Genomic DNA, 24,020 nt, shown 5'->3' on the forward strand with positions numbered 1-24,020 from the left:
CTCATTAGTGATTGTACTCACTTAACTCAGTGTCCAAAACTGCTGGTGCGGATCAAAACCAATCTGGGCATGTTTACCTACAATTGACGGATGCCAACGAGGGTGGGTCGGAGTCACAAGCGCGTGCGGTTATTTGGTCGAGTCGAATTTCCATCATTGAGGAGTTTGAAAAGAGTACTCAAATGACCCTTTCTCAAGGGTTGAGTATTCTTTGTTTAGTAGAAGTTCAGTTTCATACTAAGTATGGACTCAACTTGACCATCGTAGATATTAATCCCAGCTACACGATTGGAGCATTTGAGTTAAAACTACAGCAGATCCGCAATTGGCTGGCCGATAAAAGAGAAGCAGATTTAAATCAACGCTTGAGAACGCCTACGGAGTTTACAAGGGTTGCCGTGATTGCACCGCAAAATGCGGCTGGGTTAAGTGACTTTCGCAGTGTGGCGCACTTGCTTGAACAGCACAATCTATGTCAGTTCGACTATTTCTACGCATCGTTCCAAGGTGAAGCTAGGATACGCGCTATCGAGATGGCGTTTACTGAACTGGTTCAAAATGAACATGCCTATGATGCAGTGTGCGTGATTAGAGGCGGTGGTGATAAGGCTGGGCTTAACGAACTCAGCGAACCGAAACTGGCACGATTGGTTTGCCGTTGCCCATACCCTGTTTTCACTGGGATTGGGCACAGTACGGACTCTGTCATCCTTGATGAATTTGCTAATCAATTCTTTGCTACGCCGACTAAAGTCATTGATCATATCAAACATACGATAATTCAAAATGTTCAATCTGTTCGTGCGAGCTATTCAACGCTTCAAAACGTAGCGCAGTCGATATGTGACCAACAGCGTCAATCAATTACACACCAGAAAGAACGCATTGGTGCAGGACAGAGTGCCTCATTAAGTTATTGGCGCAAGAACGCTGTAGAGCTTGGGGAACGCTTGTTCGAGCGAGCCCAAAACCGAGTGAGAGAAAATGGAGACTTGGTTAATCGACAGTTCCAATACCTTAGTGCCAACGCAAACCAGAAATTTAATTCATCACGTATTGCGCTTAATCGCCTTCATGAGCAAGTGTTTCATCAAGCAAACAAGGCGCTGAGTGGCTCCAAATCTGCCGTCCTTGCGGAGCAGCAGATTATGAAACAATCGAGTGCCGCTGTCCTGATGCTTGCGAAGCAAAATGTTTTATCGGACTACAGGGACTTAAAGCAGTTAGCAGAACATCGGGTTCACAACCATAAACGAGACACTCGTCAATTTTGGCTCAACCTGAACCAGTCTTCCAAAACCTCGATATATATTGCCCGTAATCAGACGGTTGCAGCCTCAAACTCATTGGTTATGTATGCGCGGATGCATGTACAAAGCCAACAACATGAGATCCAACAAGATACAAATGTTCTCTTTGTGAATGCCAAGAGGGCTTTGTCTACTCACCAAGATTTAGTCCGAAATGACAAGCGATTAATCGAGGCCTATGACCCTCAGAGAGTTTTAGAACGTGGCTACGCACTGATGTGTGATGATGAAGGCCACGTAATTAAAAGCACTCAACAACTTGAAAATAATCAACAGTATACAGTCCAATTGCATGATGGCAGTGCGACGGTAACCAACCACTCTTTCCAGAAGGATGCGAAGAATGAACCAACAAACTAGCAGTTACATGGATAATTACTCAAAGCTTAAATCAGCAGCAGAGGAGCTTTCTCAGCAAAATGTCCCTGATGTTGATCGCATCATTCCATTGGTAAAACAGGGAACAGAAGCCTATCAGCACTGCATGAGCCGTATTCAGCAAGTAGAAAAAATGCTGCAAGAGATAGAGCAGCAGGCGAGTTCTAGCCAGTAAAATGTAAAACTTACGGAGGTAAAGGCTACTCATGCCTTTACCTCTAATCAAAAATGGGGAGTGCCATTGGGCTCTGATTGACGCAATCCTCGAATTATTTTTAAAGGCCTCCAGTATCTAATCCGCCAAGCACAGTCTTACAAGACCATTCTGAATATCATTTCAACTGTAGACTGAGAAGCTGTGACTACACAATCAAAATTGATCCACATCAAATAGATGTAATTTAATTTTATCGCATCCATTCGAACCAACTTTCACAAGTATTGACTCAACTTGGTCTTAACTATTTGAATAATAGTGATTTTTGCTGATTTTTTACTATTATAAATAATAATCTGTAATTCAATTATTATTTATAATATTTTCAATTAAATCAATGACTTGAAGAGTCTATTTCTTTGGGGTTACTATTCCTGTCGAAGGCAAAAACAATAATAAAAAGACAACTATCACAACAATATAAAGGCTTTTTGCAATGACAAAAAAATCAAACACAGAGATCCGTAACGTAAAAGAAGAGCTCGAGAAAGTGCAATCAAGATCACGAGCCAGAACGTTATCACTGGATAATTTTTACGAGAAGGTCAGTACGCTTCAACAGACTTTGGATGACGTACTGTACAAGCATGATCAGCGAGGTATCGAGGCAAGTATTACGGTCTATACCAAGGTCGCTAGTGCCTATAATGGTGTGCCACAGGCCACATTCGTCGATTTAGTTCGGAACACTAAAGGCTGGAAATTGGTGGGCGTTCGTCGTGATACGGGGATTCCAGCAGATATCCAGATCCACAATCTAGAGAAGTACAAGGAGCAAATTGCTTACAAAATCACTCGTGATACGCAAAGGATAGTTTGTCCTGACATACAGGATTAATTAAAAAAGCCCTAATAGTAGGGCATCAGCATAAAAATTAAGGGGAATGCAACACTATGATTAATAGATAAAAAGGAAAAATAATGATTCTCAACATAATAAAAAGAAACCGCAAATATTTCGCCGCAGAAACGGCAAGCAAACACAAATGTAAACTGCTTATTGATTCGAATTCTGAAAATTTAGAGCTTGGTGAACACTGCCTCGCAGTAGAAGATATCTCTGTACGATCTAAGTACGGAACCGACTTAATTTATAAACTTAGCGCTAGTGCGGAGGCTCAAGCAGAGCAGGGTATAGTGTCGCTCAAGTCAGATTACAACTCTCTTCTTGTCGAGGAATGCCGTTGGTTAGGTGGCACATGGGACAAAGAGCAAAACGCATGGATATTTCCTGGTTTTGTCTCTGACGAGGTAGAAGAGTTGGACGAAATCTACAATAGCGCACCCATAACGGTAGAGATCACTGCAATCGAAGAAATTCGCGAATACGGTAAAGGCATTGAGTTTCTAGGTCGCCCACTTTGTAGAGCTTTTGGGCGTGATTCAGGTGCTCGTATTGATAGCGATATTGCGCTCATATCTGGATATGCAACTTCGGGTGGTTCCCATAAGAATTGGGCGACTATCCTCAACGAAGACTCAGTCCTTCGTCTACAAATACCTTCAGCGATCCTTGAGATACATCAAGACGATCGGTTTGACGTCAAGATAACCAAATAGTCATATAAATTACTGGAAGCTGGCTGCATATAAGCAGTGCGGCTGGCTTCTTCACACCACTAATAATTAAAAATAAAGGTAATCTATTATGAATGAAGTAGATATGATGTCGGTAGGTCAATGCTATCCAATGCAGCTTCCCGTACACGGACAAGGTGCCATTGCAGAATTGATGCGACCATCTGGTAACAGGCTGATAGTTACTATGCCTGATATCTCTCAATACGAAGAGAGCATCTTACGTCGTGGTGAGTTGCATTGCGGTCTACTTGAAAAGGATGGCGCTATTTTGTTGCTTTGGCAGTTCCGAGATGGCAAGACAAAGGTAGCGACACTTGATAGCCCTTTTGACGCGAGGTTAATTCCTGACATTGTCATGGGAGAATTGAGCACACCAGAGTCAAGATATTGTATTGATATCCATATTGTTGATTCTTCTACTAATGTATTGAGGGGATTACGCTCAATAACAATGCCACCAGGGTTGTCGCGAGAGTTGATGATTGCTATGAAAAAGCAATTGGGAAGTCGCTCAAATGGCGAGGTTCAAATGAGTCGGTGGATGCAGAAGCCCCCACATAGATTAACGAAGAAGGCGCTAATGTGGAAAATGGGAGGTCGGTGATCTGATAGTTAACAGGAATATAGTTGTCTGTTGGCAGATATGATTTAACACGAAAACAGCGAGAACAACAGAGCTGATGATTTGATAGCGTTAGTACCAGTTCAGCATCTACAGGCCACTTTCTCTATTTATATATAAAAGAGTAAAAGTGGCTTTTCCTTTAGCCAAAGCTGCCGCTTTGAATAATTCGATAGATTCATGGGCGTTAGCTCATGGGATTCCAATCCTTAAATTTTCATTTAACCTCATATGCATGTAATGGCATTTTCGTGATGACTTAGATACTATTCCCATGAATAGAAGAAGGAAGCGGTACATGGGAAGTCGTAAAATTGCTGTTCTTATTGATTCAGAGAACACGCCACATTCTAAATTGAGTTCAATCATCGAAGAGCTGTCAAGTTACGGCCAAATCATCGTTAAGCGTGCATATGGTGACTTCTCAACTGAGCAACTCAAAAACTGGAAACAACCCCTCAATGAGCTTGCTATTCAAGCGAAGCAGCAATTTGCATACACAACAGGTAAGAACTCTACTGATGCATTGATGATTATTGACGCGATGGATTTGCTTTATAGCCAGAGGTTCGATGCTTTTGCACTCATCTCAAGTGATAGTGATTTCACTAGCCTAGCAACAAGGCTGAGAGAGTCTGAAATGTTTGTTATAGGGGTTGGTAAGGCAATGACGCCAGCTTCGTTTAAAAATGCTTGTGATGATTTTGTCGCTATTGAAAACCTAAACGGGGATAAGCCACAGGAAGAGTCCACTCAGATAACTGGTGTTGAGAAAGAGATCTGGCAACTGATGCACCGCGCTTGGCAAAACTACCGTGATGAATCTGGTTGGGCAAAACTGGGCGAAGTAGGGCAGTACCTAAAACGTTTGAAACCTGACTTTGATCCGCGTAATTATGGTTTGAAGAAGCTGTCTGACTTTTTCGACAAGTTCCCTAATCGTTACTCGACACGTCAATCGAAGCAATCGGGTTTGGAATTTAGACTCGTGACCAAAGGCAGTAAGCAGTGAGAGCTACGTGATCGTGCTCACGGGGTCTGTAGCTCGGAAGTGGACATTTCTGAGTTACGAATGCCATCAGTGTCTGCCTTGTTCGCATAAATAAAATATGGGAAAACTCTATATCAGTGGCCAGTTTTAGTGAACCACTACAAGCCCAAATATGGGTTCTAATGTAATGAATCAAAAAACACTGCATTATTCACTGTTTCCTTTTACTGCATCCGATATGATTAACCTATTGATGTTAAACACTTTATAATATTTAGTAATGGAAGTGAAATGAACTTTAATCAAACCACAGTATTGGCTTTCTTTGAGCCCTCCAAGGTTAGTTACGAGATCCCTGTATACCAGCGGGCTTATGCTTGGGGAGAGAACAACTGGAATGAATTCTTGTCAGATCTTTATGAGCAAGTAGATGGAGAAAACAACTATTTTTTCGGGAATATTCTTCTTGAATGCGTTGAAAAGAATAAGTTATACGAAATCATTGACGGCCAGCAAAGGGTCACTACCATTACTATATTTGTTCGCTCTCTACTCAATGTATTAAAGACACGAAATGATCTGTCAGAGCATGATTTTGACATTGATGACACTGAAGAAGCATTCATCAGAGATAAAAATATTAAACTCCGCCCAGTTGAATATGATAGAAGTTGTTATGACTGCCTAATTGTCGAAAATCACGATCAGTTTGATGCCTACTCTCCATCACAAAAGAAACTACTTGAAGCGAAGGCGTACTTCACTAAACAACTCTCTAAACTTGATACCGCACGCCTTGTCAGTATCCAAGAGAAACTTGAAAATACCGACCTTACGATCATCGAGTTGGAGGGTAAGAAGGATGCGGCTCTGATGTTTGAGCTGGAAAATAATAGAGGCAAAGAATTGACCAATATGGAAAAGGTCAAATCGTATTTCATGTATCAGATGTACGTGAATAGCCCTGCTGACGATGTTGATAACAATATCGAATTTGTATCGAACATATTTAAACGCATTTATCAGGTAATCAACAACATAGAGCGGATTAATGAAGATAGTGTGCTGATTTACCACAACAATGCGTATATCAAGGGGTATGCCTACCGCACTTTGGATGACTTGAAGGAAGCTTTCCGCAACAAAGATGACAAAGTTACCTGGATAAAAGAGTACGTTCGAAGTTTAAACGATTCATTCGTGGCCATAGATAAATTTCAACATGAAGAGAGTCTGTATGCGAAAAGGCTGTTTAAACTTGGGATCCCCGCGTACATTTACCCATTCATTATTAAGGGCTACCGTTATAACTCTTCAGATCTCCCAACTCTTTTCCGCATTCTTGAAGTGATAACCTTTAGGGCTAAGCTCATCAATAGTCGTGCGAATATCCAAGAGCGTCTCAATGAAATTCTGCTCTCCTACGATGGCAACAATGCTGTCTTGTCAGAAAAAATAACAAGTAAGCTCAACGATACATGGTATTGGAGTGATACAAATACGAAGAACTATCTACATGGTGGGATGTACGGAAATAATGTCCTAAGCTACCTACTTTGGAGCTACGAGAGTTATCTTCAGAGAGCGGGATATTCAGTCGAAGGGTTCAAGATTACTAACCAACAAATTGAACATATAGCACCGCGCACGCCTACTGATGGAAGTCCTCTCGAAACAGGATATGAATTAAATGAGCAGGGTGAATATTCCGAAGACTTTAGCTCTGAATACCTCAATTGTCTTGGTAACCTCATGCTCATATCAGGGTCGCACAATGCGTCCATCGGAAACAAACCATTTGCCGATAAGTTAATGTCTTACAGAAAGAACCCCATTCTCAACCAACAGGCTGAGATTGCTTCTTTCGTTAAAGATAGCGAGAACCCAGTGTGGGATAGTGAAGCGATAGATGAACGGCATAACAAAATCGTGGACTTTGCGATCACTGAGTGGTCATTTCGATAAAGGGTAACCAGCCACTATCCAGAACCTATTGAGACTGAATAGTGGCAAAAAACGGTTCATATATGTCGCAAAGTTATGAAGAAGTACAAGGGATCTGATTTTCAGATATTCACCTGTGATTTTGCACCCAATGATTTACAAAAATCGATAGCAGATTAAACCCCATAGAAATGTAGTGGCATACGGAGTTTGGTCACGCAGTTAGATTGGAAAAAATAAGTCAAATGAGGCTTTGGTGATATCTGTGTTAAATCGGTCGAAACAAGGGATAGGGCATAACTGAGCTAAGCGCGATAGCTAGTTCACTGTTGGTCAGCGTCCTTATATTGCATGAGGATTAACGACTTTACCCGCACTTGATGACTGGCAAGTCTTGCCATTTCGTTGTGTAGTGCGGCGTTAGCATCTCACGCCGCATACCCCATTTCTGCGCTATTCCTTGTGCTCCCAGAAACAAGGTATCAGAGCCATAACGTTGGTTCAGCGAATCATACACAGACATGAGTTTTGGGTCGTTGGGCATAGGGTTAAACAGATCTGACTGTTCATGTTTGCCATCGGTTAAGTCCAGCAATCCTACGCCAATTTTGTAGAAGCGAACGCCTTCACAAAATAGCTCTTCTGCCAGTAAAGTGGCAGCTTTGGTGATCTGTGTGACATCTGAAGTAGGGTAGGCAAACCTATGTACCGCTCTTCGCGTTACGGCCTTCTCATCGAACGGCGAGCTATTAGCAAAACACAACATGACTTTACACAGGCTGTTTTGCTGACGCGCCTTTGACGATGCTATATTCGCATGCTTTGCTAAAGCTTGGCGCAATGATTCCAAGTCGGTAATACGCTCACCAGCACTCCTTGTAGAGTAAATTTGTTTTTTGTCGGCCCGCGATTGATCCCAAGCTTTGCATGGTTGGCCGTTAAGTTCACGGATAGTGCGTTCGATTTCGACGTTAAACTCTTTACGAGCGAGCGCTGGTGGATAGTCAGCGAGTTCTAGAGCTGTATTGATGCCCATAAACTTCAATCGAGCTTGAATCTTTTTACCAATGCCCCAGACGTCACCAGAGTTTAGCTTTGACAGTATGGCTCTGCGCTCTTGTACGTTATCGAGTACACAGACGCCGTCATACCCGTATATCTTCTTGGCGGCATGATTAGCGATTTTTGCTAGTGTAAGAGTTGGGCCAAAGCCGACGCAAACTGGTAAGCGACATTCTCGCCATACAGCTCGTCTCAGCTTCATTCCATGCGTTTTCAGGCATGGAATGGCAGGGTAACAACGTTCGAACGATAGGAAAGATTCATCGATACTGTAGATGTGTTGTTCTGGAGCGAATCGACCAATTACTTGCATCATTTTGGACGAGAGGTCGGCGTACAGCTCATAATTGGATGATAAGGCGATTACGCCTTTCTGTTCACAAAGTGCTCTAACTTGGAAGAACGGTTTGAACTTCTCAATGCCCGCGTCTTTGGCTTGTCGATTCGCAGCCACCACGCACCCGTCGTTGCTCGAAAGAACAACTACTGGCTTACCTCGCCAATCGGGACGAAAGACTTGCTCAGCACTACAGTAAAATGAGTTCGCATCGACTAAGGCATACACTATTTTGTTCTCAGTAGGTGGCTTGGCCTGTGACAACGTATGGATCGGATGACCACACCTTCTAAAGAGAAGGAATCACATTCCGTAATTAGGGTTGGTTGGTATTTATTGTTTGCTGATAGTAGCAGCTTGCGATGGATATCAATCTGCTTACATATGAATTCACCATTAAGGTTCGCGACGATAACGTCGTTCTGTTTCACATCCACATGTCGATCAACGATCAGCAAATCTTGATCAAATATGCCAAGCCCTTGCATAGAGTCACCACATGCACGCCCAATAAATGTTGCGCTGGGGTGCTCGACTAAAAGCTCGTCGAGGTCTAGAGATAGTTGAGTGTACTCGGTAGCTGGAGACTCAAATCCAGTGATGCCAGCATGTGCGCTAATTGGAATAACTTTCATAAATAATACTGTACAAATAGACAGTATTATTTTGGTGTGGAAAAGTCATTTTGGCAAGTGGGTGTGAACTGTTTGCGCAATGTCTCAGCAAATTTAATGTTGCGTTTTGAAGGCGGGCTCCTATGATTTCGTAAAATTACTATTGGCGTTAGCGAGATATTTAACCGATTCTGTAGGATCAAAACTCTAACATCGAAACGTCCTACAATGTGACTTTTGACTCAATTCAACAATGAACAATGCCTTGATGATACTTTACGACATACAATCTAGATAATGTATAGCAAAACGTATCATTATTTATGAATCCATCACACCTAGATAAGCTTAAAGAACTATCAATATTTACCACATCAGACGCCGCACAATTAGGCATAACGCGTGCAGCTCTTGGTCGCGCAGTGGAAAAGAAACTTCTGGAAAGGCTACAAAGAGGGCTTTACGGCTATGTTGGACGAGAAGAATCGGAGATGCAGTCGTTTGCTGAGGTTGGAGCCAGAGCGAAAAATGGCATTATCTGTCTTCTATCCGCTCTCAAATACCATAATCTTACTACCCAAGCCCCTTTCCAAGTATGGCTATGCATTAAAAAAGGCGATAGGGCACCAAACATTAAATACCCAAGCATTCGAATCATTCGCAGTCGAGAGACTGAAGATTTTGGGGTTATATCCACACAGATTGATGGTGTTCCTGTGCTAGTTACAGATATCGAGCGAACAATCATTGATTGCTTTAAGTTCCGCAACAAAATTGGCATTGACGTTGCCATTGAGGCTCTTGCAGAAGCGAAGCGGGCCAACAGGCTGAATCAAGAACGGCTTTGGGAATGCGCTAAACGCTACCGAATGACGAATGTGATGATGCCCTACATGCAGGCGCTAAGCTTGACGCTCTGACAGAATTGGAGATTAACGAGAGGGCCGCTGGCTCTCTCGTTTGTTTTTAATTGATGCCGCCGTTGGCGAAGGGGCGAGTTTATTTCTTTCTGCCTTCTTTGACTGTTCTCCCACATGCAATCTCATATGCAATGCGGGAGTTTGAAACAGTGTTTGTAGTTGCCGATGATGGCAGTCCGTCCAGATTGGCTTCATCGCAGTTTGTGAATCGTGCCGCTCTGTCCTGATCAAGTTCTGCCTGCTTCTCTTCTTTTGTCTTACTTGCGTCTTTCCTGATCCTGCGATTGTTGATGTTGTACTTGCTATCAACAGACTCGGCGATTTCATCATCCTGATATTTTTCAACATTGAAGCTCTTCGATGCGTAGCCCATATTCGCAAGAATAGATTCAAGCCTAGCAACTGCCTGCTGAATGTCTTGTGCTTCATCTGCTCGTAGTTCCACGACGCCTAGTTCTTCAATTTCTCCGATCCAGTCACACAACTCATGTATTGGTTTAGCGCTGTTGTAAACCATGCAACCGTCCGTGTGCTCAAATTTGTCTCTGCGTTTATCCAGAGTCTTTGCTGAGATTTGCTTTTGTAAGATTGCGTACTGAAGAAACGGTTTCATTTCTTCAAAGTACCTTGGTTTGAGGTGCATGTTCATCCCATGCGCCTCAGGATTGTAATAATCTGTTGCGTATAGCTGCACAACCTCCATTCTGCTCACTGGCATTTTTGTTAGCTGATGCAGTGGAATGGTGATGATAGGCTTGCTGAGAATAACCTCATCGCCCCTTTTAATTAGTGCGCGGATGTGAAGACTAACCGCCTTGTCTTTTATTGTTGCCAGCTCTTCAATATCTTCGATATCTGGAAAGACCTTGCTGTACGAAATGGAGTATTCGCTATTTTCAGATTCAATCTCAGATGGGGTTTTTAGTTTATTTCGCAGTGCGATTGCTTGTTCTTCGATAGTCATTTTAAATGCCTTTATTATTATTTTTATTGGCTTTAATATATGATTGCATTAACTCATGTTAAGGTCAAGGATATTTGTGAGTAATTGATAAATTAATTTTATGTATTATGTGATTATTTTAAATGTTTTTGTTAGGTTTGTGGTTTTTAATAAATATTGAATAAAAAACCGATTGGTTTACCAAATTAATTAATTTGTTATGTTGTGTGATCTTTATATTTTAAGATGCTTTAATGTGGTGTTTATAATATTAAATGTCAGCAAGTTGTGGGAGAGATATATCTACCAATTAATATAATTGACGCAAGTTACAAGTGTCATGTTGGCCAATATTACTTCACTTTAAATCAATGGCTTAAGATGGATTGATAGCAAAAGCAAAGCCACCCTTAGGTGGCTGGAGTTAGAAGGAAATACTTGAACTCAAGTCATGGTTTTTGGTAGGGGCTACGATGTCGCCGCCACCAATGCGGCTCAGGGTATTTTCCAAATCGTCCTCACGGAGTATCTGAGGCTGCGCACTGTGCTTAAGTTTGAAGTCACCTTGCGTTTGGTAGTCGCCCGCATGCGTTTCAATTTCCATCACAATAATGCCAAACATTTGAAGAATCCTTTCTATGAATTCGATGAGCATTTCTGCCATACGTTGATTAACCAAAGCATTGAATTCGCCCTTAGTCATCTTTGTGTTGTTCGACCATTGCTGGTTGTACTCGAACTTATGCCAGCGGCGCTTGGTTGCTTTTACGCGAATGACAAATGCGCGAAGCTTGGGGTTGAACGTCAGGAAGTCTTTCTCACCAGATTGGTTAAACAGTCTGTCGTAGATAGGCAGGTTGACCGAATTGATAGCTGCTTTGACCTTGGCTTCATCCTTGAGCTTGTAGCGGCACACCACGTTGCAGTAGGCGTTATCCTCAATGAGCTGATTGAAGCCGAGCTTAACGTCAGGGTCTGCTTTCATACCATATTTTCGAGCGCCTTCTTCCATGTTCATTCTGCGAACCAAGTTGGCTTCCTTGTCGCTCAACATAAAGCACTCAGACTCCATTAGCTTTTTAAAGTTATACATGCCGCCATGGCCCATCTTTGAGCTTGGAATGTATTTTGCCGTGTTAGTGCCATTGTTGGCAGCTTGGCTCTTATTGGCGTTCCGAGACAGTCTGTAGCTAATTCCAGAGGGGTGTTTGTCGCCAAGTTTTTTGTAGCTAAGACTTGCAGCTACTCCAGCAAGTTCAAGTTGTTCTAAAAACTCTAAAAGGGTTGGTTGGTAATCAAGAACCTTGTTTTGCTTGATGACGCTGCTGATAGCTCTAGCAATCCTTGCTTTCTGACTTGTCTGCCTTGCGGCTTTCGATTTGCCAATCTTACTTTTATTGGTGTAGTTTTCTGTAACATCTTGGTCAAGGCGCTCGCCTGGATTTGGTACTGCTTCGAGTCCGAACCATCTTTCGTACTTCCTCATTAATTTGGTGGCTTTCTTTCGATCTTGCCAATGATTCAGTACTTTTTTAGTTACAGCATCTGTACCGCTAAACACAAGGTGTATGTGCTCTTTTTTAGTGTCACGGTGTATAAAAAAAATGTACTTAGCGCCTTGCAGCCCTAGCTCTTTAACGTAATCTCTGGCAAGTTGAAGCCATTGCTTGCGCGTTAGATGTTCGCCTTCTCGGAGGCTAATCATCTCGTGAATCGGATCTTTTATTAAGCCTTTCTGGCTTTTCACTGAGCCGATTTCCTTACCAATATGCGACCAATCCATTTGATGGTGCGGCAGGAAGGGGGTTAGTAGAGTCGGCAGTGGAGAGGCGATATTACCGCTAGTCAGGAACTCGGTTTTTGAGCTCAGAGGGTCGTGGTCATTGTGGTCTTTTGTTTTGCCCGCTACATAGTTTGCTCTGTTTAGGCCATTGAGCTGGTCAAAGTCCTTTGTAGTTCCTGCGATGTAGTTGGCGCGGTCTTCGCCTTTCTGTGTTGCGCCGTTTTCTCTTGGCACGTTCTTGAATCTTACTCTGATCATCTTAGTTACCTTTATTATTATTTTTGGTGGTAAATGGAGTAGGAAAGGAAAACTCGACTTGCTTTTGATTTGCTTGCAAATCAAGTTTGCTTTAGTTGTAGTAGCTTACGGTTTTTATTGAATTGATAGCTCGTCATTTAGTGCTTTGTTATCAGCGAGCTCCTGGAGCTGCTCTGCGCTAAGGAACTGATTTGCGATAACGATAGCTGTCTGTTCATCGAACTCTCCAATTCGCTGCTGACGATGTTCTGTGACGACATTTTGAATGTCTTGCAGAAAGTTGAAAATGTTCATCACTTCTTCGTTATTTAGCTTCTCTTGCATTAACGAGTACTGAAGAAGACTGACGACCTCACCCATGGTGTCTGAAATGAACTGTTCAGAAGCGGTATTGGGCAGACTTGTCTCCTCTACTCTAAGTTGGGGAGTTAAATTGAAGCAGATGTGCCTTAAGTAGTCGCTTATATGCTTGTAGCCGAGGCGCTTTGCTTTTTCTCTCAATAGCTTCTGCTCAGCTTGGGTCACATTCGCAGTAATCTTTTTTGTCTGCTTCTGTTCTTTGCTTTTTGTAGGTCGACCACGCTTGGAGCGTTTTTTAATTGCGATTTCTATTAGTTGTATGCGTTCGAGCTTTTCTGTATTACTCATTTCTTCACTTTGAAAAGTGTCAGTTCGCATTTGTTCAAGTTCTTTTTTGCTGAGCCGAGCTATAAGCTCTTCGAAAGTTAGTTTAATCATTTATGTAACCTTTATTATTATTATTTTTGGTAGGGCTTTTAGCGCAGAACCGTAAGGTTCGAGCACCACAGGCGTAGCCGAGGACGCCTCGCAGAGCAAGCAACTGGGATTTTCGAGGAACGAGAAAATATCAGTACTGGCTTGTTGCACAATATCTGTAGAGTGCGATGACCTTATTGTTAATTATCTGCCTGCACTCAATGAGTGTGACATTTATTTAATTTTTTAAAGAGCGATTGGGATATTTCTTTCTGGCCATATATATATGTTAAGACTATTGTTGTCACTAATCAACTGACATATATATTATTATCTGTTAGAGAGTTTAATTTTCCTGTTTGATGTTGGTTACACACAGATATCTGTCAGTAAATATGAGTAATTAACAAAATGGAATATACTTATGTTAGAAAGGCTACTTCATAAAAATGGTTGTTTGCGGAGTTTAACTTAATACAGATTAAATTAATTTAGTAAAGTCACAAAGATCTGCTAACAAATGTGAGCGCAAGGGTTGAGGAGCAATATGTAGAGTTAGAGTGGGGTATTTTAGCGGCAGAAAGGAACACAAGAGTTCCTTATTTCCGCCGTTGGCGAATGCTTCGAGTTTGCCGTTGTAGTGTTGCTTAGCTTGCAGAACAGTGATGTCAGATATGGCTAGCCTTTAGCCTATCACTAGTATGCCTAGTCTTATGAGTCTGTTGTGTAGCTTTGACATTCTCCATGTTATAAGTATTTGGGACTATGCTTTTACTCCACTCACCTACACAAAAGACTTTGATGCACGTCGAGTCAGGGATGTCTGAAAGAGCCTGCATCTCAATGAAAGATTCAATAAAGCCTTGATATGGTTCAACTGATTTGGGCAACTACGTTAGTGAAGTACATTTTACTTGAGCAAATGGTGGAAGAACGAGGTTATACCAGTATTGCTAGATTGAGAATATTGATATGCTTATGATTGATTATATTGTGCATATTGGCCGATTATGTCGAATAAATCGAAATATTGTTACAGGCTCCTGAGTCAGGATGGCGGCTTATTAATAGTAGAGATCACTCTAGTATTGCGATAGTTCTCGCAAGCCAGCAGAAAGTCGAAATGAAGTAAGGTAGGTATCTGATGCTGATTCCTTTTGGATTCAAAGATGGCAAGTATTTGGATATAAGTGAAGTAGAAAGGGGCAGAGCATGTGCGTGTGTTTGTCCGAGCTGCAAGCAGAACTTAGTTGCAAAAAAAGGGCCCAATCCTGAGAAGATGATTCATCATTTTGCTCACGATAAAAAGTCGAAAGAGCAACAGGGTGAGACGATAGAGTGCAAATATTCATTCTGTGTCGTTGCAAGGTTAGTCATCAAGCAGTGTTTACGAGAACTAAGCCAACTTGAGATCCAACTTCCTGAATGGAAACTGTTACTTACTAAGCAGGATAAGTACGGGAGGGAAGTTTCAGTATCTGGACTGGTGACTCGGGCACACGTATTGAACATTGATGATTTTGAGGTTGAGCCAAACCCACCACTTTCAGAATTAGACGTGCTGTGTTGTGTAAATGGTTATGCCTTTGGGATTCATTTTAGCTATCAAGGTCGTTCAATGATTGACAGTAATAGATATGAAGATATCTCGGTTGTCGATATTAATCTTGAACCATTGCAATTATTGTACGCAACGTATGAACATGAAACTCACGAGTCTTTTAAATCACTTGTGATGGATTATGTACTAAATTCGGGACAAAGAAATTGGGTGGCTCATGCTCGCTATATGGCGATACATAGAGCGCTTAGTCAGAAGCTAAATGAAATGCTCGAAGAGTCAGACCGAAACCCACCAGTAAAGACTCTACGCAAATCGGCTGTTGAGACTGTTAAGCATAAACCTTACAAGAAGCTAAGAAAAGCTAGAGCAGCCGTACCTAGTGCTAAGGTCACTACTAGGGAAGAGGGGCAACCATGTGTCAGGTGTGGTCAGCAAAAGGCTGGTTATATTGATAATTTGATATGTGCACCTTGCTTACAGAAATACTATAGCGAAGGAATTTTTCACACAGGTGCTATTAAAAAAGTAGTTTTAAGTACCTATTTTTAGATTGTTTTAACTAGTCACATGTGACTTTGAAGGGCTATCTATGGTGAGACTGTGTCAACTTACTATAGATAGCCCTTAGTACCGAGTACAGTATTGTGACCTTATGCCGAAGTCTATACCGCCAGATTACAAATAACGATTCCGAAGGTGATTTTGGAAATGTAGAGGGTTTAGAGTTTCCCCTGTCGCCTGAGTGACTAGCTCGTCAGTTGTTAATAAGCTGCCTTTGCTCCAGATGTTATCGCTTAACCAAGCAAAGATAGGTGAAAGGTCACCCGCCTGAATAGCACCATCCACGTCGACAGTATTCTTCATAGAAGCCATAAACTGTGCGGCATACATAGCTCCTAAAGTGTAGCTAGGGAAATATCCAAAACTTCCATCACACCAATGAATGTCTTGCATGCATCCATCTTTGTAATTGTGTTTTTTTAATCTTTTTTCTTTTTTATCAGTGGTTTGGCTTGGTGATATCACTGTTCGTTTACCGTCTGTCCAGTGAATATCCTGCATACAACCATTAGTGAAATTGCCTTGAGTGCTTAAGCCAAGGTATGACTGCATCTTGGTATTCCATAACTCTGGAACGTCGGTGTGTTTGATCTTGCCGTTGATCAAGTCACGCTCAATCTCGTAGCGTAGGATAACGTGTGCGGGGTAGGTGAGTTCATCAGCATCGACACGGATGAAGTCTTTCTTCACACGCGTGTAGATCTTCTGGAAGTTCTCTTTTTCAAACTCTGAACCTGAGAATTGTTGACCAGCCAAGTTTGCTAAGTGTCCAATGAACGGGTCACTGCGGCCAACTTGCATCTCAAAGAACAAAGATTGAGATTCATGAATGCCCATAGAACGAGCTTCGCCCGCCGGTTGGCCTGCTAGGTGTTTTGGTAAGCCTTGTTCGTAACGCGCGTGTCCTGTTTCATGCACAATACCCATCAAGCTTTGAACGAATTCAGCTTCGTCGTAGCGTGTTGTAATACGTACGTCTGAAGGTACGCCGCCACAGAATGGGTGAACACTTTCATCCAATCGGCCGTGTTCGAAGTCGAACTGAAGCAGTTTCATGACTTCTAAACCCAGTGCTTTCTGTTTCTCAGTCGAGTAGATACCAGATGGCGCGTTAAATTGCTCGCTCGATTGCTTTTCGATCACTTCGTCAATCAGGGTTGGAAGCCATGTTTTAACGTCTGCAAATAAGATATCCAGTGAAGCAGAGCTGGTGCCCGGTTCATAGATATCCAGCATCGCATCATAAGGAGTTAAGTTAGCGGCATCTGCGCGGATTTGTGCTTCTTCACGTGATAACTCAACCACTTCACGCCAGTTCTTTTCGAATCCAACCCAGTCGTTGTTACCACGTTGGCTGCGCCATGCATGTTCACATTTTGAACCTGCTAGAGATTTTGCTTCCACCAGTTTTTCTGGAAGTAGGTTAGCTTGTTGCCATTGGCGTTTTATTTCACGAAGTGACGATTGTTGCTCGGTGTTTAGCGCTTCGTTTTCAGCGTCTGCAATCCAGTCACCAAGCTGTGGCTGAGTCATTAAGCCGTGAATATGAACAGAAAGCTCGGCCATCGCTTCACTACGAGCTTGGTTACCACCGGCAGGCATCATGGAAGCTTGGTCCCAACCACAAATAGAGGCTAGGTGTTGAAAGCGTGAACATTTTTGAGAGTGCTCGACTAGTTTTTTGAATGCGCTCATTTGACTACTCTTAATTTGGTTTCTTTAAATGATCCCTAGGACAGCGTTAGCTTGAAGGTTCATCTTTCATGTACTTTGATTATGGCTCTGCTTTTTTATGACGCTGACCTTCGGAGTTGAAGATATAGCGATAAAAGCATGAGGCAGTACGATGCCTAGAATTTACTATTTCTTAACAAATTAAACTGTTCCATTGTGCACAAAATCAGTGACTTGTATAGCAGATGGCAATTGTTGCTTGCGAATTGTTCAGATAAGCGGTATTGATGATAGATCGCTGAACAACAATGACAATAATATGGATATTTTGAACTTTGAGGCATTTCTAATTGCCATCACTATTTTAACGCTAACGCCGGGCTTAGATACGGCTTTGGTGATTCGCAACACGAGCCGCTCGGGCTTATCTGACGGTGTAATGACCAGCTTTGGTATTTGTAGCGGCCTCTATGTACACGCCTTTTTCTCTGCTGTGGGTATTTCTGCAATTCTTGCCCAGTCTGCTGAACTCTTTCAAGCCGTTAAGATGGTGGGTGCGGTTTACCTCATCTGGCTTGGCTTAAGCAGTTTACGAGCGTTGATGAAAAACGGTGGTGGTTTGAAGGTCGGTGAACAAGCTCAGCAAGCATACAGTGCAAAGCGCTCTTTGCGTGAAGGCTTTCTGTCTAACGTTCTTAACCCAAAAACAGCGGTTTTCTATCTGGCCTTCTTACCTCAATTTGTAAACCCTGAAGGTTCGCCTTTATTGCAATCTATGTTGATGGCTTCGGTCCACTTTATGATTGCGATGGTGTGGCAATGCGGCTTGGCTGGGGCACTTAACTCCGCTAAAAACTTGCTCAAGAACGCGAGTTTTATGAAATGGATGGAAGGTGTGACGGGCATGGTGCTGGTGGGGCTGGGTGTTAAGCTTCTGATGGAAGAGCCAGTATAACTTGAATCGTTTTGGGTATAGGTTATTGAGAGTCGTCCTAAAGGCTCTACACAATTGAATTAAAAAGAAGAAAGCCCACGTCAGGTTTGTATATAAACACTGCCGTGGGCTTTTTTGTTACTGGTAAATCGTGTGTTAGATGTGAGCCACTGCGTTATTCAACAACGCTAATGTTCATCTCAGCGCCTTCAAAACCTAAGTCACTCAACTCATCTGCATTAAAGTTGGTGGTAACTTCGATATCGCCAATACGCTCAGTGGTTTCGTTGACTGAATCAACGCTTCTTTTGCTTCGAACACTGTTAGTAATTGGTGTCGCTTGGCCAATCTCAATGGTGCCTGCAAATTGAGATTCAGCGTTGAAATCACCGGATACGTAGGAGTGGAATGGGCGTAAGCTTCCTCCAGTCGCGTACTGCATGCTTGATAAACCGGCTTCTTTGATAGCCCAGCCCCAGTCCCACCATTTCGTTTCGCCTGGAATGTATCTGTGATCCCATTGGTAACGAATATCGGCTGATTCATTGCTGCTGCGGCCCATAGTGAAGGTGTGAGCTTTGTAAGGGCGGTTGTCTGGATGGCTGTGCCATGCGTTACCACCCCAACGTAGGAAGCCGTTAAACTCAACATCGTAACTGATGTCGGCGTTGAATCGGTACGGATAAGAAATGGTTGAACGATACAACTCAACTCGAATCGGAAGCTCTGAATTCGCTGGAACCATAGGACGAGCTTGAAGTGTGACTTGCTCGCTCGTGGAGTTACCATTGGTTTCAGCGAAGCTCTGATTCGCTTCTAATTTAATCGTTAGCTTAGTCTCGCCAACCAAAGGCCATTTGAATGTATTCTCTGTTTGAACACTTTCGGAGAACCCGTAGCTATTCGTTTTCGACCAATTTGTAGACTCATCGACTTTTAGGTCGACAACGACTTGTTGCGCGATGTCGCTTCTGTTTCTCGCGGTTGCGTAAACCGTTTTAACCAGTTCACGATCGGACTCGACGACATCGCCGTGCCAAAAGTTATTGTCATTAACGGTGTAGGTGAAGTTGTCGACGGTGATCTTAGTCTTTTCGTTACAGCGATAACCATCACAAGAACCACTGTTGTTACCTTGTATTATCCAAGAGTCACCCGAGCGTTTAATCGTCATGTCTTCGCCAACATACTGACTGTTGTTACCGCCAACCCATGCATAACCTAGGTTGTGAGCTAGATAGCTAAGAGGGCGTACAAAATCATTGCGGTTGTTCACTAAGTCATATTCAACGTCTATCTCGCTGCCTTCTGTGACGGCTTTAGCAGAGTAATTGGGTATTTCAGATTGGTCATTGTTCGGATAACAGAACGTCGACCCGCTGTTTGATTGTTTAATTTCGCCATGATAACCAGGCCCCATGATTACCCAGTTTCCTTTTAACCCGGTAATCTGCCAAGTGCCCATACGAGCGACCAAAGCACTCTTCTGCTCTTCGGCTTCATAACGGTCTAAAGGACGATAACCAGAGCGACATACATCTTCACCAAGTTGGTCAAACACTATTTGATCCGGGTACACCTTTGCGTTTACACCGGTTGATAGAACAGACAACACTGCGGTTGCTAAGAGACTTCTGTTTATACTAATCATTAACAATTCCCTCGTTTGTAATTTTTCTATTTTGATAATGTTTTGTGTGCCGTGTAGTTAACAAGACAAGTTCACTTTTTCATGTTGATAAATAGATAGATACTGAAAAGCCTTGAATTAATTTACCCTTTAAATTCATCGGGTTGTATTGTTGAATGTGTTTATATGGTGAAAGTGTATGCAACTCAAAGGAAATTATTTGATGAGGCTCAAACCGTTTTTAGAAAAATAGAGTGTTATTATTTGGGCATAAACGTCAAAACGCTTTGATGTTATTTCGTTACGCTTGATGTGAATGGTTAAGTAGAAAGTTAGATATAACCATTCACAATTTTCGTAACTTGAAGGCGGGTATTTAGCCATAATGAGTCTAAATCTAGATTGGATATCTTGATGTGCGACCTTTTTAACATTGAAACACTTTAAGTCAGGATCAAGTCGTCATTGTATTACTGATAGATGAATAAAAATAACCATCCGTTTTCTATGTGTAATATCGACAAGGATCGTCATTTGATAATAAAGTAGCGGTTGCTGGTGGCCAAACTGTTCCTAATTATCGCTTAGCCAGAAGTTGTGTTCGGCCGGTATTACACGTTTTTATTATGGCAAATAAATCATTTGAACTTAAGATGTCAATCTTTACCGTTAATGGGTCATTGTTGATTAAAAGATAAGGCGACAATAGGCTGTCATTCATTGTTTTATTTATTTTTTGTACAGAGACTAAGTCGATGGTGCCAGATATAGAAAAGAAAAATGATTGAGAAGGGTTAGCTTTTCCTTTGAATCTCAGGACAATCGGGTTAGGCATGTTGTCATCCTGGACTGACATAAGGTGCAGGACTTCGTTGTTACTTATTTTTGTTAATCCATCGGTACGTAATACATTGTCATCCACTATGAAGTCCACCACGCTATGTTGATAGCGATGCTCTTCTTTTGGTTGGGGCGAAGGGATATTCCATATACCAACTAATAAAGCGAATGCGGAAATGAGTGCAACGAATGGCATCATAGCTGGCCTCTCTCTAAGAATAGTGCCAGCTCGGTGCTGGCTTGATCCAATTGTGTTGACGTGTAAAAGATATTGACAGACTGGCGTGTTGCTTTGTTGAGTACGGAGAGTTCTGAATAGCCGGGCTCTTCGCTAACGTACGCCACACAATCACATTGATACTGATAGAGGATGCTTTCTAGCTCAGGAGTCATCGCCATTTCAGGATCTTGGAAAACTTGTACTTGACCAATCCACTGCTCGTTGAGTCGATTAACAGGGTTGATATCACTGAGGTTTCTCTCATTAACTTTAGCGAAAGCCAACAACGCAGATGCCAGCAGCAAACATCCAGTAGTGAAATAACACAGTCTATTTTGGTATGAGCCGACTTGATGATAAGCAGGTGTTGTCTGTTTGGGTTCAGATTCATGGCTACTTGCAAGAGAGAGCGCAGTACTGCTTTGACCTTGTGAACTGTCATGACCTAGTGAACAGCGATTACCTAGTGTACTGCTATGACCTAGTGAACTGGTATGACATAGTGAACTGGTATGACATAGTGATATGTGGTCGCTCACTGGAGTGAGAGGAATAGTGGCTCCAATTTGTGGTTGCGATTCGATCAAGACACAACCATCGATAAGGCGGTAACCAACCTTTGGCACAGTCACGATTGGCGTCTCTTTGATACCGAGCTTAACGAATCCTTGGCGAAGCAAGCTGATACATTTCGCTAGTGACGTATCACCAATGAATTCGCTTCCCCATGCGAAACTAATAATATCTTGTTTGCGCACAATTTCGGGCGATTTTTTAAGTAATAACTCTAAAACGCGAGTCTCACGATATCCTATTTTAATAGAACGTTCGTCGTTATAAATACGGTTTTTAATTGGGTCAAATCTGATCATATAGCCAACATTTTATTTTTATTATAATTCTCTCAAGAGTGTAGATGACTATAAACTGACTGATATGTGAATTAAAGTCACATATTTTATTATGGTGTCTTTTTGTGTGGTTGGAACAAAATGTTTCTTATTCGTTTATGATAAAAATGACGCTATTTAGACACAATCTGTTAAATATAAGTAACATCTAATTAAGCGTTGGTTTTATTAGTGGCCTTTTTATTAGTCTTTGCATTATTTTAATTAGAACAGTCGCCGAATAAATATCTTATTATATTTGTGGGTATATAGGACAAGTAATAATGTAGTCACTTTAAGTGTTGAATCAATAAAAAAGCCCGCATTTATTGCGGGCTTTGTATTCAATCAATTCAAGTTATGCTTTAACGGCTTCACAATCATTTGAAGAGGTTAAAGGTTTGAAGAATAGCTTTGTTTCTTCGATGACAACGTGGCGTAACAAGATAAGACCGATTAGGTTAGGGATAGCCATTAGGCCGTTCACGATATCCGCCATCAGCCAGATCATGTCGAGCTTTAGGAATGCACCAGAGGCAACCAACGCAATGAAGATGATTTTGTAAGGCAGTACGGCTTTGGTACCTAGTAAGAAAACAACACAGCGCTCACCATAGTAGTTCCAGCCTAAAATCGTTGTAAACGCAAAGAAGATTAAGCCAATCGAAACTAACATTGGACCTAGAGTATCGGCGTTTAAACCCACAGCGAATGCATGAGTGGTCATCGCAGCACCAGAGAGGTCGGTTTGCCAAGCACCCGTTAAGATTAGCGCCAAGCCTGTCATCGTACAGATGATGATGGTGTCAAAGAAGGTACCTGTCATCGAGATAAGGCCTTGCTTCACACACGAGTCCGTTTTAGCCGCTGCTGCTGCCATAGGCGCGCTACCTAGACCAGACTCGTTCGAGAATACACCACGAGCGATACCTGATTGGATAGCAAGCATGATGCTTGCACCAAAGAAACCACCAGTTGCAGCGGTGTTGGTAAACGCAGAGGTAACCACAAGGGTAATGGCATTCAGTAGTTGGTCTGCATTTGAAATCAGCACGCTCAAACAGGCGACGATGTACATAATTGCCATGGTTGGAACCACTTTTCCTGCCACCTTCGCGATAGATTGAATACCACCAAGGGTTACAACTGCCACCAATATCGTAAGAACGACAGCAGACATCTCACGAGAAGCTCCGAATGAAATTTGAGTTGCGTCTAAGATAGCGTTGACTTGTGGGAAGGTACCAATACCGAAGCAGGCAACACCTAACGCGAAGACAGCGAACATTACCGCTAAGATTCGTGAGCCGACACCGTATTGCAGGTAGTACATTGGGCCGCCAACCATTTCGCCATTGCTATCGGTTCTGCGGTATTTAACGGCAAGTAGACATTCTGCGTATTTGGTCGCCATACCAAATACAGCGGCAAGCCACATCCAGAATAGGGCACCAGGGCCACCAATCTTGATTGCGGTCGCTACACCTACGATATTACCTGTACCAATAGTTGCGGAAAGTGCTGTACACAAAGCGGCGAAACTCGATACGTCACCCGTACCGGATTTGTCTTTGGTGAACACCATTTTTAGCGCGGTTGGGAGATATCTAAACTGGAGTAAGCCTAAGCGAAAAGTAAAGTAGATCCCCGTTCCCACTAGCAGAATAAGCAGTGGTGGTCCCCAAACGAATTGGTTGATGGTTTGAAGTGTAGCTTGTAGATGGTTCATAGTTTCCCCTTAATAAATTAAAAATTTAAGGAGAAGAGGGAAGGCAGTGCAGATCACAGGGATCGATAGCACTACTTAATACATACGGATTTCTAGATAGAATTCTTTTGTTAATTAAGGCTGTTGCTTTCCACTCCTCTGTCCTTTTGCCTGAGAGTTTCACTTAGCGAATCACTTATAGATAAGTAACGGGCACTAAGCTTGCTCCTTCGGCGACCGCTTGCTACAAAAAAAGTAGTACGGTTCTCTCCAGAGGTTCCTCCAACGACAGTCCTCACTTTTCTGGATTTCTCCAGCACAA

The 24,020-nt window shown here is 42.4% G+C and carries 20 protein-coding genes and 1 riboswitch; of the genes, 10 read left to right on the forward strand and 10 right to left on the reverse strand.

Features of this window, described 5'->3' with window-relative positions; translation table 11 throughout:
* Positions 1-29: 29 nt before the first annotated feature.
* From ACED45_RS21010 to ACED45_RS21040, 7 genes are all read left to right on the forward strand, one after another.
* On the forward strand, positions 30-1,670 hold the full coding sequence (locus ACED45_RS21010; protein WP_371714920.1) for an exodeoxyribonuclease VII large subunit: 1,641 nt from the start codon (positions 30-32) through the stop codon (positions 1,668-1,670).
* Entirely contained in the window at positions 1,654-1,863 is a 210-nt protein-coding gene (gene xseB, locus ACED45_RS21015; protein WP_371714921.1) for an exodeoxyribonuclease VII small subunit, read from the forward strand. The genes ACED45_RS21010 and xseB overlap by 17 nt, the downstream gene beginning before the upstream one ends.
* Before the next feature lie 478 nt (positions 1,864-2,341).
* Entirely contained in the window at positions 2,342-2,743 is a 402-nt protein-coding gene (locus tag ACED45_RS21020) for a hypothetical protein (RefSeq protein ID WP_371714922.1), read from the forward strand.
* Between the two features lie 83 nt (positions 2,744-2,826).
* Positions 2,827-3,465: a hypothetical protein gene (locus ACED45_RS21025; protein WP_371714923.1), complete on the forward strand. Its 639-nt coding sequence runs from the start codon at positions 2,827-2,829 to the stop codon at positions 3,463-3,465.
* Between the two features lie 88 nt (positions 3,466-3,553).
* Entirely contained in the window at positions 3,554-4,090 is a 537-nt protein-coding gene (locus tag ACED45_RS21030) for a hypothetical protein (RefSeq protein WP_371714924.1), read from the forward strand.
* Positions 4,091-4,406: 316 nt separating this feature from the next.
* A complete protein-coding gene (locus ACED45_RS21035; protein WP_371714925.1) occupies positions 4,407-5,120 on the forward strand; it encodes an NYN domain-containing protein in 714 nt (237 codons plus the stop codon).
* Between the two features lie 270 nt (positions 5,121-5,390).
* Entirely contained in the window at positions 5,391-7,064 is a 1,674-nt protein-coding gene (locus ACED45_RS21040; protein ID WP_102590061.1) for a DUF262 domain-containing protein, read from the forward strand.
* A 346-nt stretch (positions 7,065-7,410) separates the two neighbouring features.
* Here ACED45_RS21040 and ACED45_RS21045 read toward each other — a convergent pair whose 3' ends face one another.
* Positions 7,411-8,670, reverse strand: coding sequence for a Y-family DNA polymerase (locus ACED45_RS21045; RefSeq protein WP_371714926.1), 1,260 nt, complete (start codon positions 8,668-8,670; stop codon positions 7,411-7,413).
* Complete coding sequence (locus tag ACED45_RS21050) at positions 8,670-9,077, reverse strand: LexA family protein (RefSeq protein WP_123924934.1); 408 nt, start codon at positions 9,075-9,077, stop codon at positions 8,670-8,672. The genes ACED45_RS21045 and ACED45_RS21050 overlap by 1 nt, the downstream gene beginning before the upstream one ends.
* 302 nt (positions 9,078-9,379) lie before the next feature.
* On the opposite strand from ACED45_RS21050, the gene ACED45_RS21055 reads away from it, so the two are divergent.
* A complete protein-coding gene (locus ACED45_RS21055; RefSeq protein WP_274680998.1) occupies positions 9,380-9,976 on the forward strand; it encodes a type IV toxin-antitoxin system AbiEi family antitoxin domain-containing protein in 597 nt (198 codons plus the stop codon).
* A 79-nt stretch (positions 9,977-10,055) separates the two neighbouring features.
* Here ACED45_RS21055 and ACED45_RS21060 read toward each other — a convergent pair whose 3' ends face one another.
* From ACED45_RS21060 to ACED45_RS21070, 3 genes are all read right to left on the reverse strand, one after another.
* A complete protein-coding gene (locus ACED45_RS21060; RefSeq protein ID WP_274680997.1) occupies positions 10,056-10,940 on the reverse strand; it encodes a hypothetical protein in 885 nt (294 codons plus the stop codon).
* A gap of 403 nt (positions 10,941-11,343) precedes the next feature.
* On the reverse strand, positions 11,344-12,960 hold the full coding sequence (locus ACED45_RS21065; RefSeq protein ID WP_371714927.1) for a relaxase/mobilization nuclease domain-containing protein: 1,617 nt from the start codon (positions 12,958-12,960) through the stop codon (positions 11,344-11,346).
* A gap of 114 nt (positions 12,961-13,074) precedes the next feature.
* Positions 13,075-13,698 (reverse strand): plasmid mobilization protein, encoded by a 624-nt coding sequence (locus ACED45_RS21070; RefSeq protein ID WP_274680995.1) that lies wholly within the window; start codon positions 13,696-13,698, stop codon positions 13,075-13,077.
* Positions 13,699-14,821: 1,123 nt separating this feature from the next.
* On the opposite strand from ACED45_RS21070, the gene ACED45_RS21075 reads away from it, so the two are divergent.
* Positions 14,822-15,790: a competence protein CoiA family protein gene (locus tag ACED45_RS21075; protein WP_274680994.1), complete on the forward strand. Its 969-nt coding sequence runs from the start codon at positions 14,822-14,824 to the stop codon at positions 15,788-15,790.
* Between the two features lie 126 nt (positions 15,791-15,916).
* Here ACED45_RS21075 and ACED45_RS21080 read toward each other — a convergent pair whose 3' ends face one another.
* A complete protein-coding gene (locus ACED45_RS21080; protein WP_371714930.1) occupies positions 15,917-17,512 on the reverse strand; it encodes a carboxypeptidase M32 in 1,596 nt (531 codons plus the stop codon).
* 283 nt (positions 17,513-17,795) lie between these two features.
* Between ACED45_RS21080 and ACED45_RS21085 the strand changes: the two genes are divergently transcribed.
* Positions 17,796-18,431, forward strand: coding sequence for a LysE family translocator (locus tag ACED45_RS21085; protein WP_017077131.1), 636 nt, complete (start codon positions 17,796-17,798; stop codon positions 18,429-18,431).
* A gap of 154 nt (positions 18,432-18,585) precedes the next feature.
* Here ACED45_RS21085 and ACED45_RS21090 read toward each other — a convergent pair whose 3' ends face one another.
* The 4 genes from ACED45_RS21090 to ACED45_RS21105 all read right to left on the reverse strand — a co-directional run bounded on the left by ACED45_RS21090 (position 18,586) and on the right by ACED45_RS21105 (position 23,719).
* Complete coding sequence (locus ACED45_RS21090; protein ID WP_065607570.1) at positions 18,586-20,061, reverse strand: aerolysin family beta-barrel pore-forming toxin; 1,476 nt, start codon at positions 20,059-20,061, stop codon at positions 18,586-18,588.
* A gap of 556 nt (positions 20,062-20,617) precedes the next feature.
* A complete protein-coding gene (locus tag ACED45_RS21095) occupies positions 20,618-21,079 on the reverse strand; it encodes a hypothetical protein (protein ID WP_004733570.1) in 462 nt (153 codons plus the stop codon).
* Positions 21,076-21,972, reverse strand: a complete 897-nt coding sequence (locus ACED45_RS21100; RefSeq protein WP_371714928.1) for a winged helix-turn-helix domain-containing protein — start codon at positions 21,970-21,972, stop codon at positions 21,076-21,078. The genes ACED45_RS21095 and ACED45_RS21100 overlap by 4 nt, the downstream gene beginning before the upstream one ends.
* A 376-nt stretch (positions 21,973-22,348) precedes the next feature.
* A complete protein-coding gene (locus ACED45_RS21105; RefSeq protein ID WP_371714929.1) occupies positions 22,349-23,719 on the reverse strand; it encodes an alanine/glycine:cation symporter family protein in 1,371 nt (456 codons plus the stop codon).
* Between the two features lie 128 nt (positions 23,720-23,847).
* Positions 23,848-23,982, reverse strand: a riboswitch (glycine riboswitch).
* Between the last annotated feature and the right edge of the window lie 38 nt (positions 23,983-24,020).

It is taken from the genome of Vibrio crassostreae (assembly GCF_041439375.1).
GTDB classification, from domain to species: domain Bacteria; phylum Pseudomonadota; class Gammaproteobacteria; order Enterobacterales; family Vibrionaceae; genus Vibrio; species Vibrio crassostreae_D.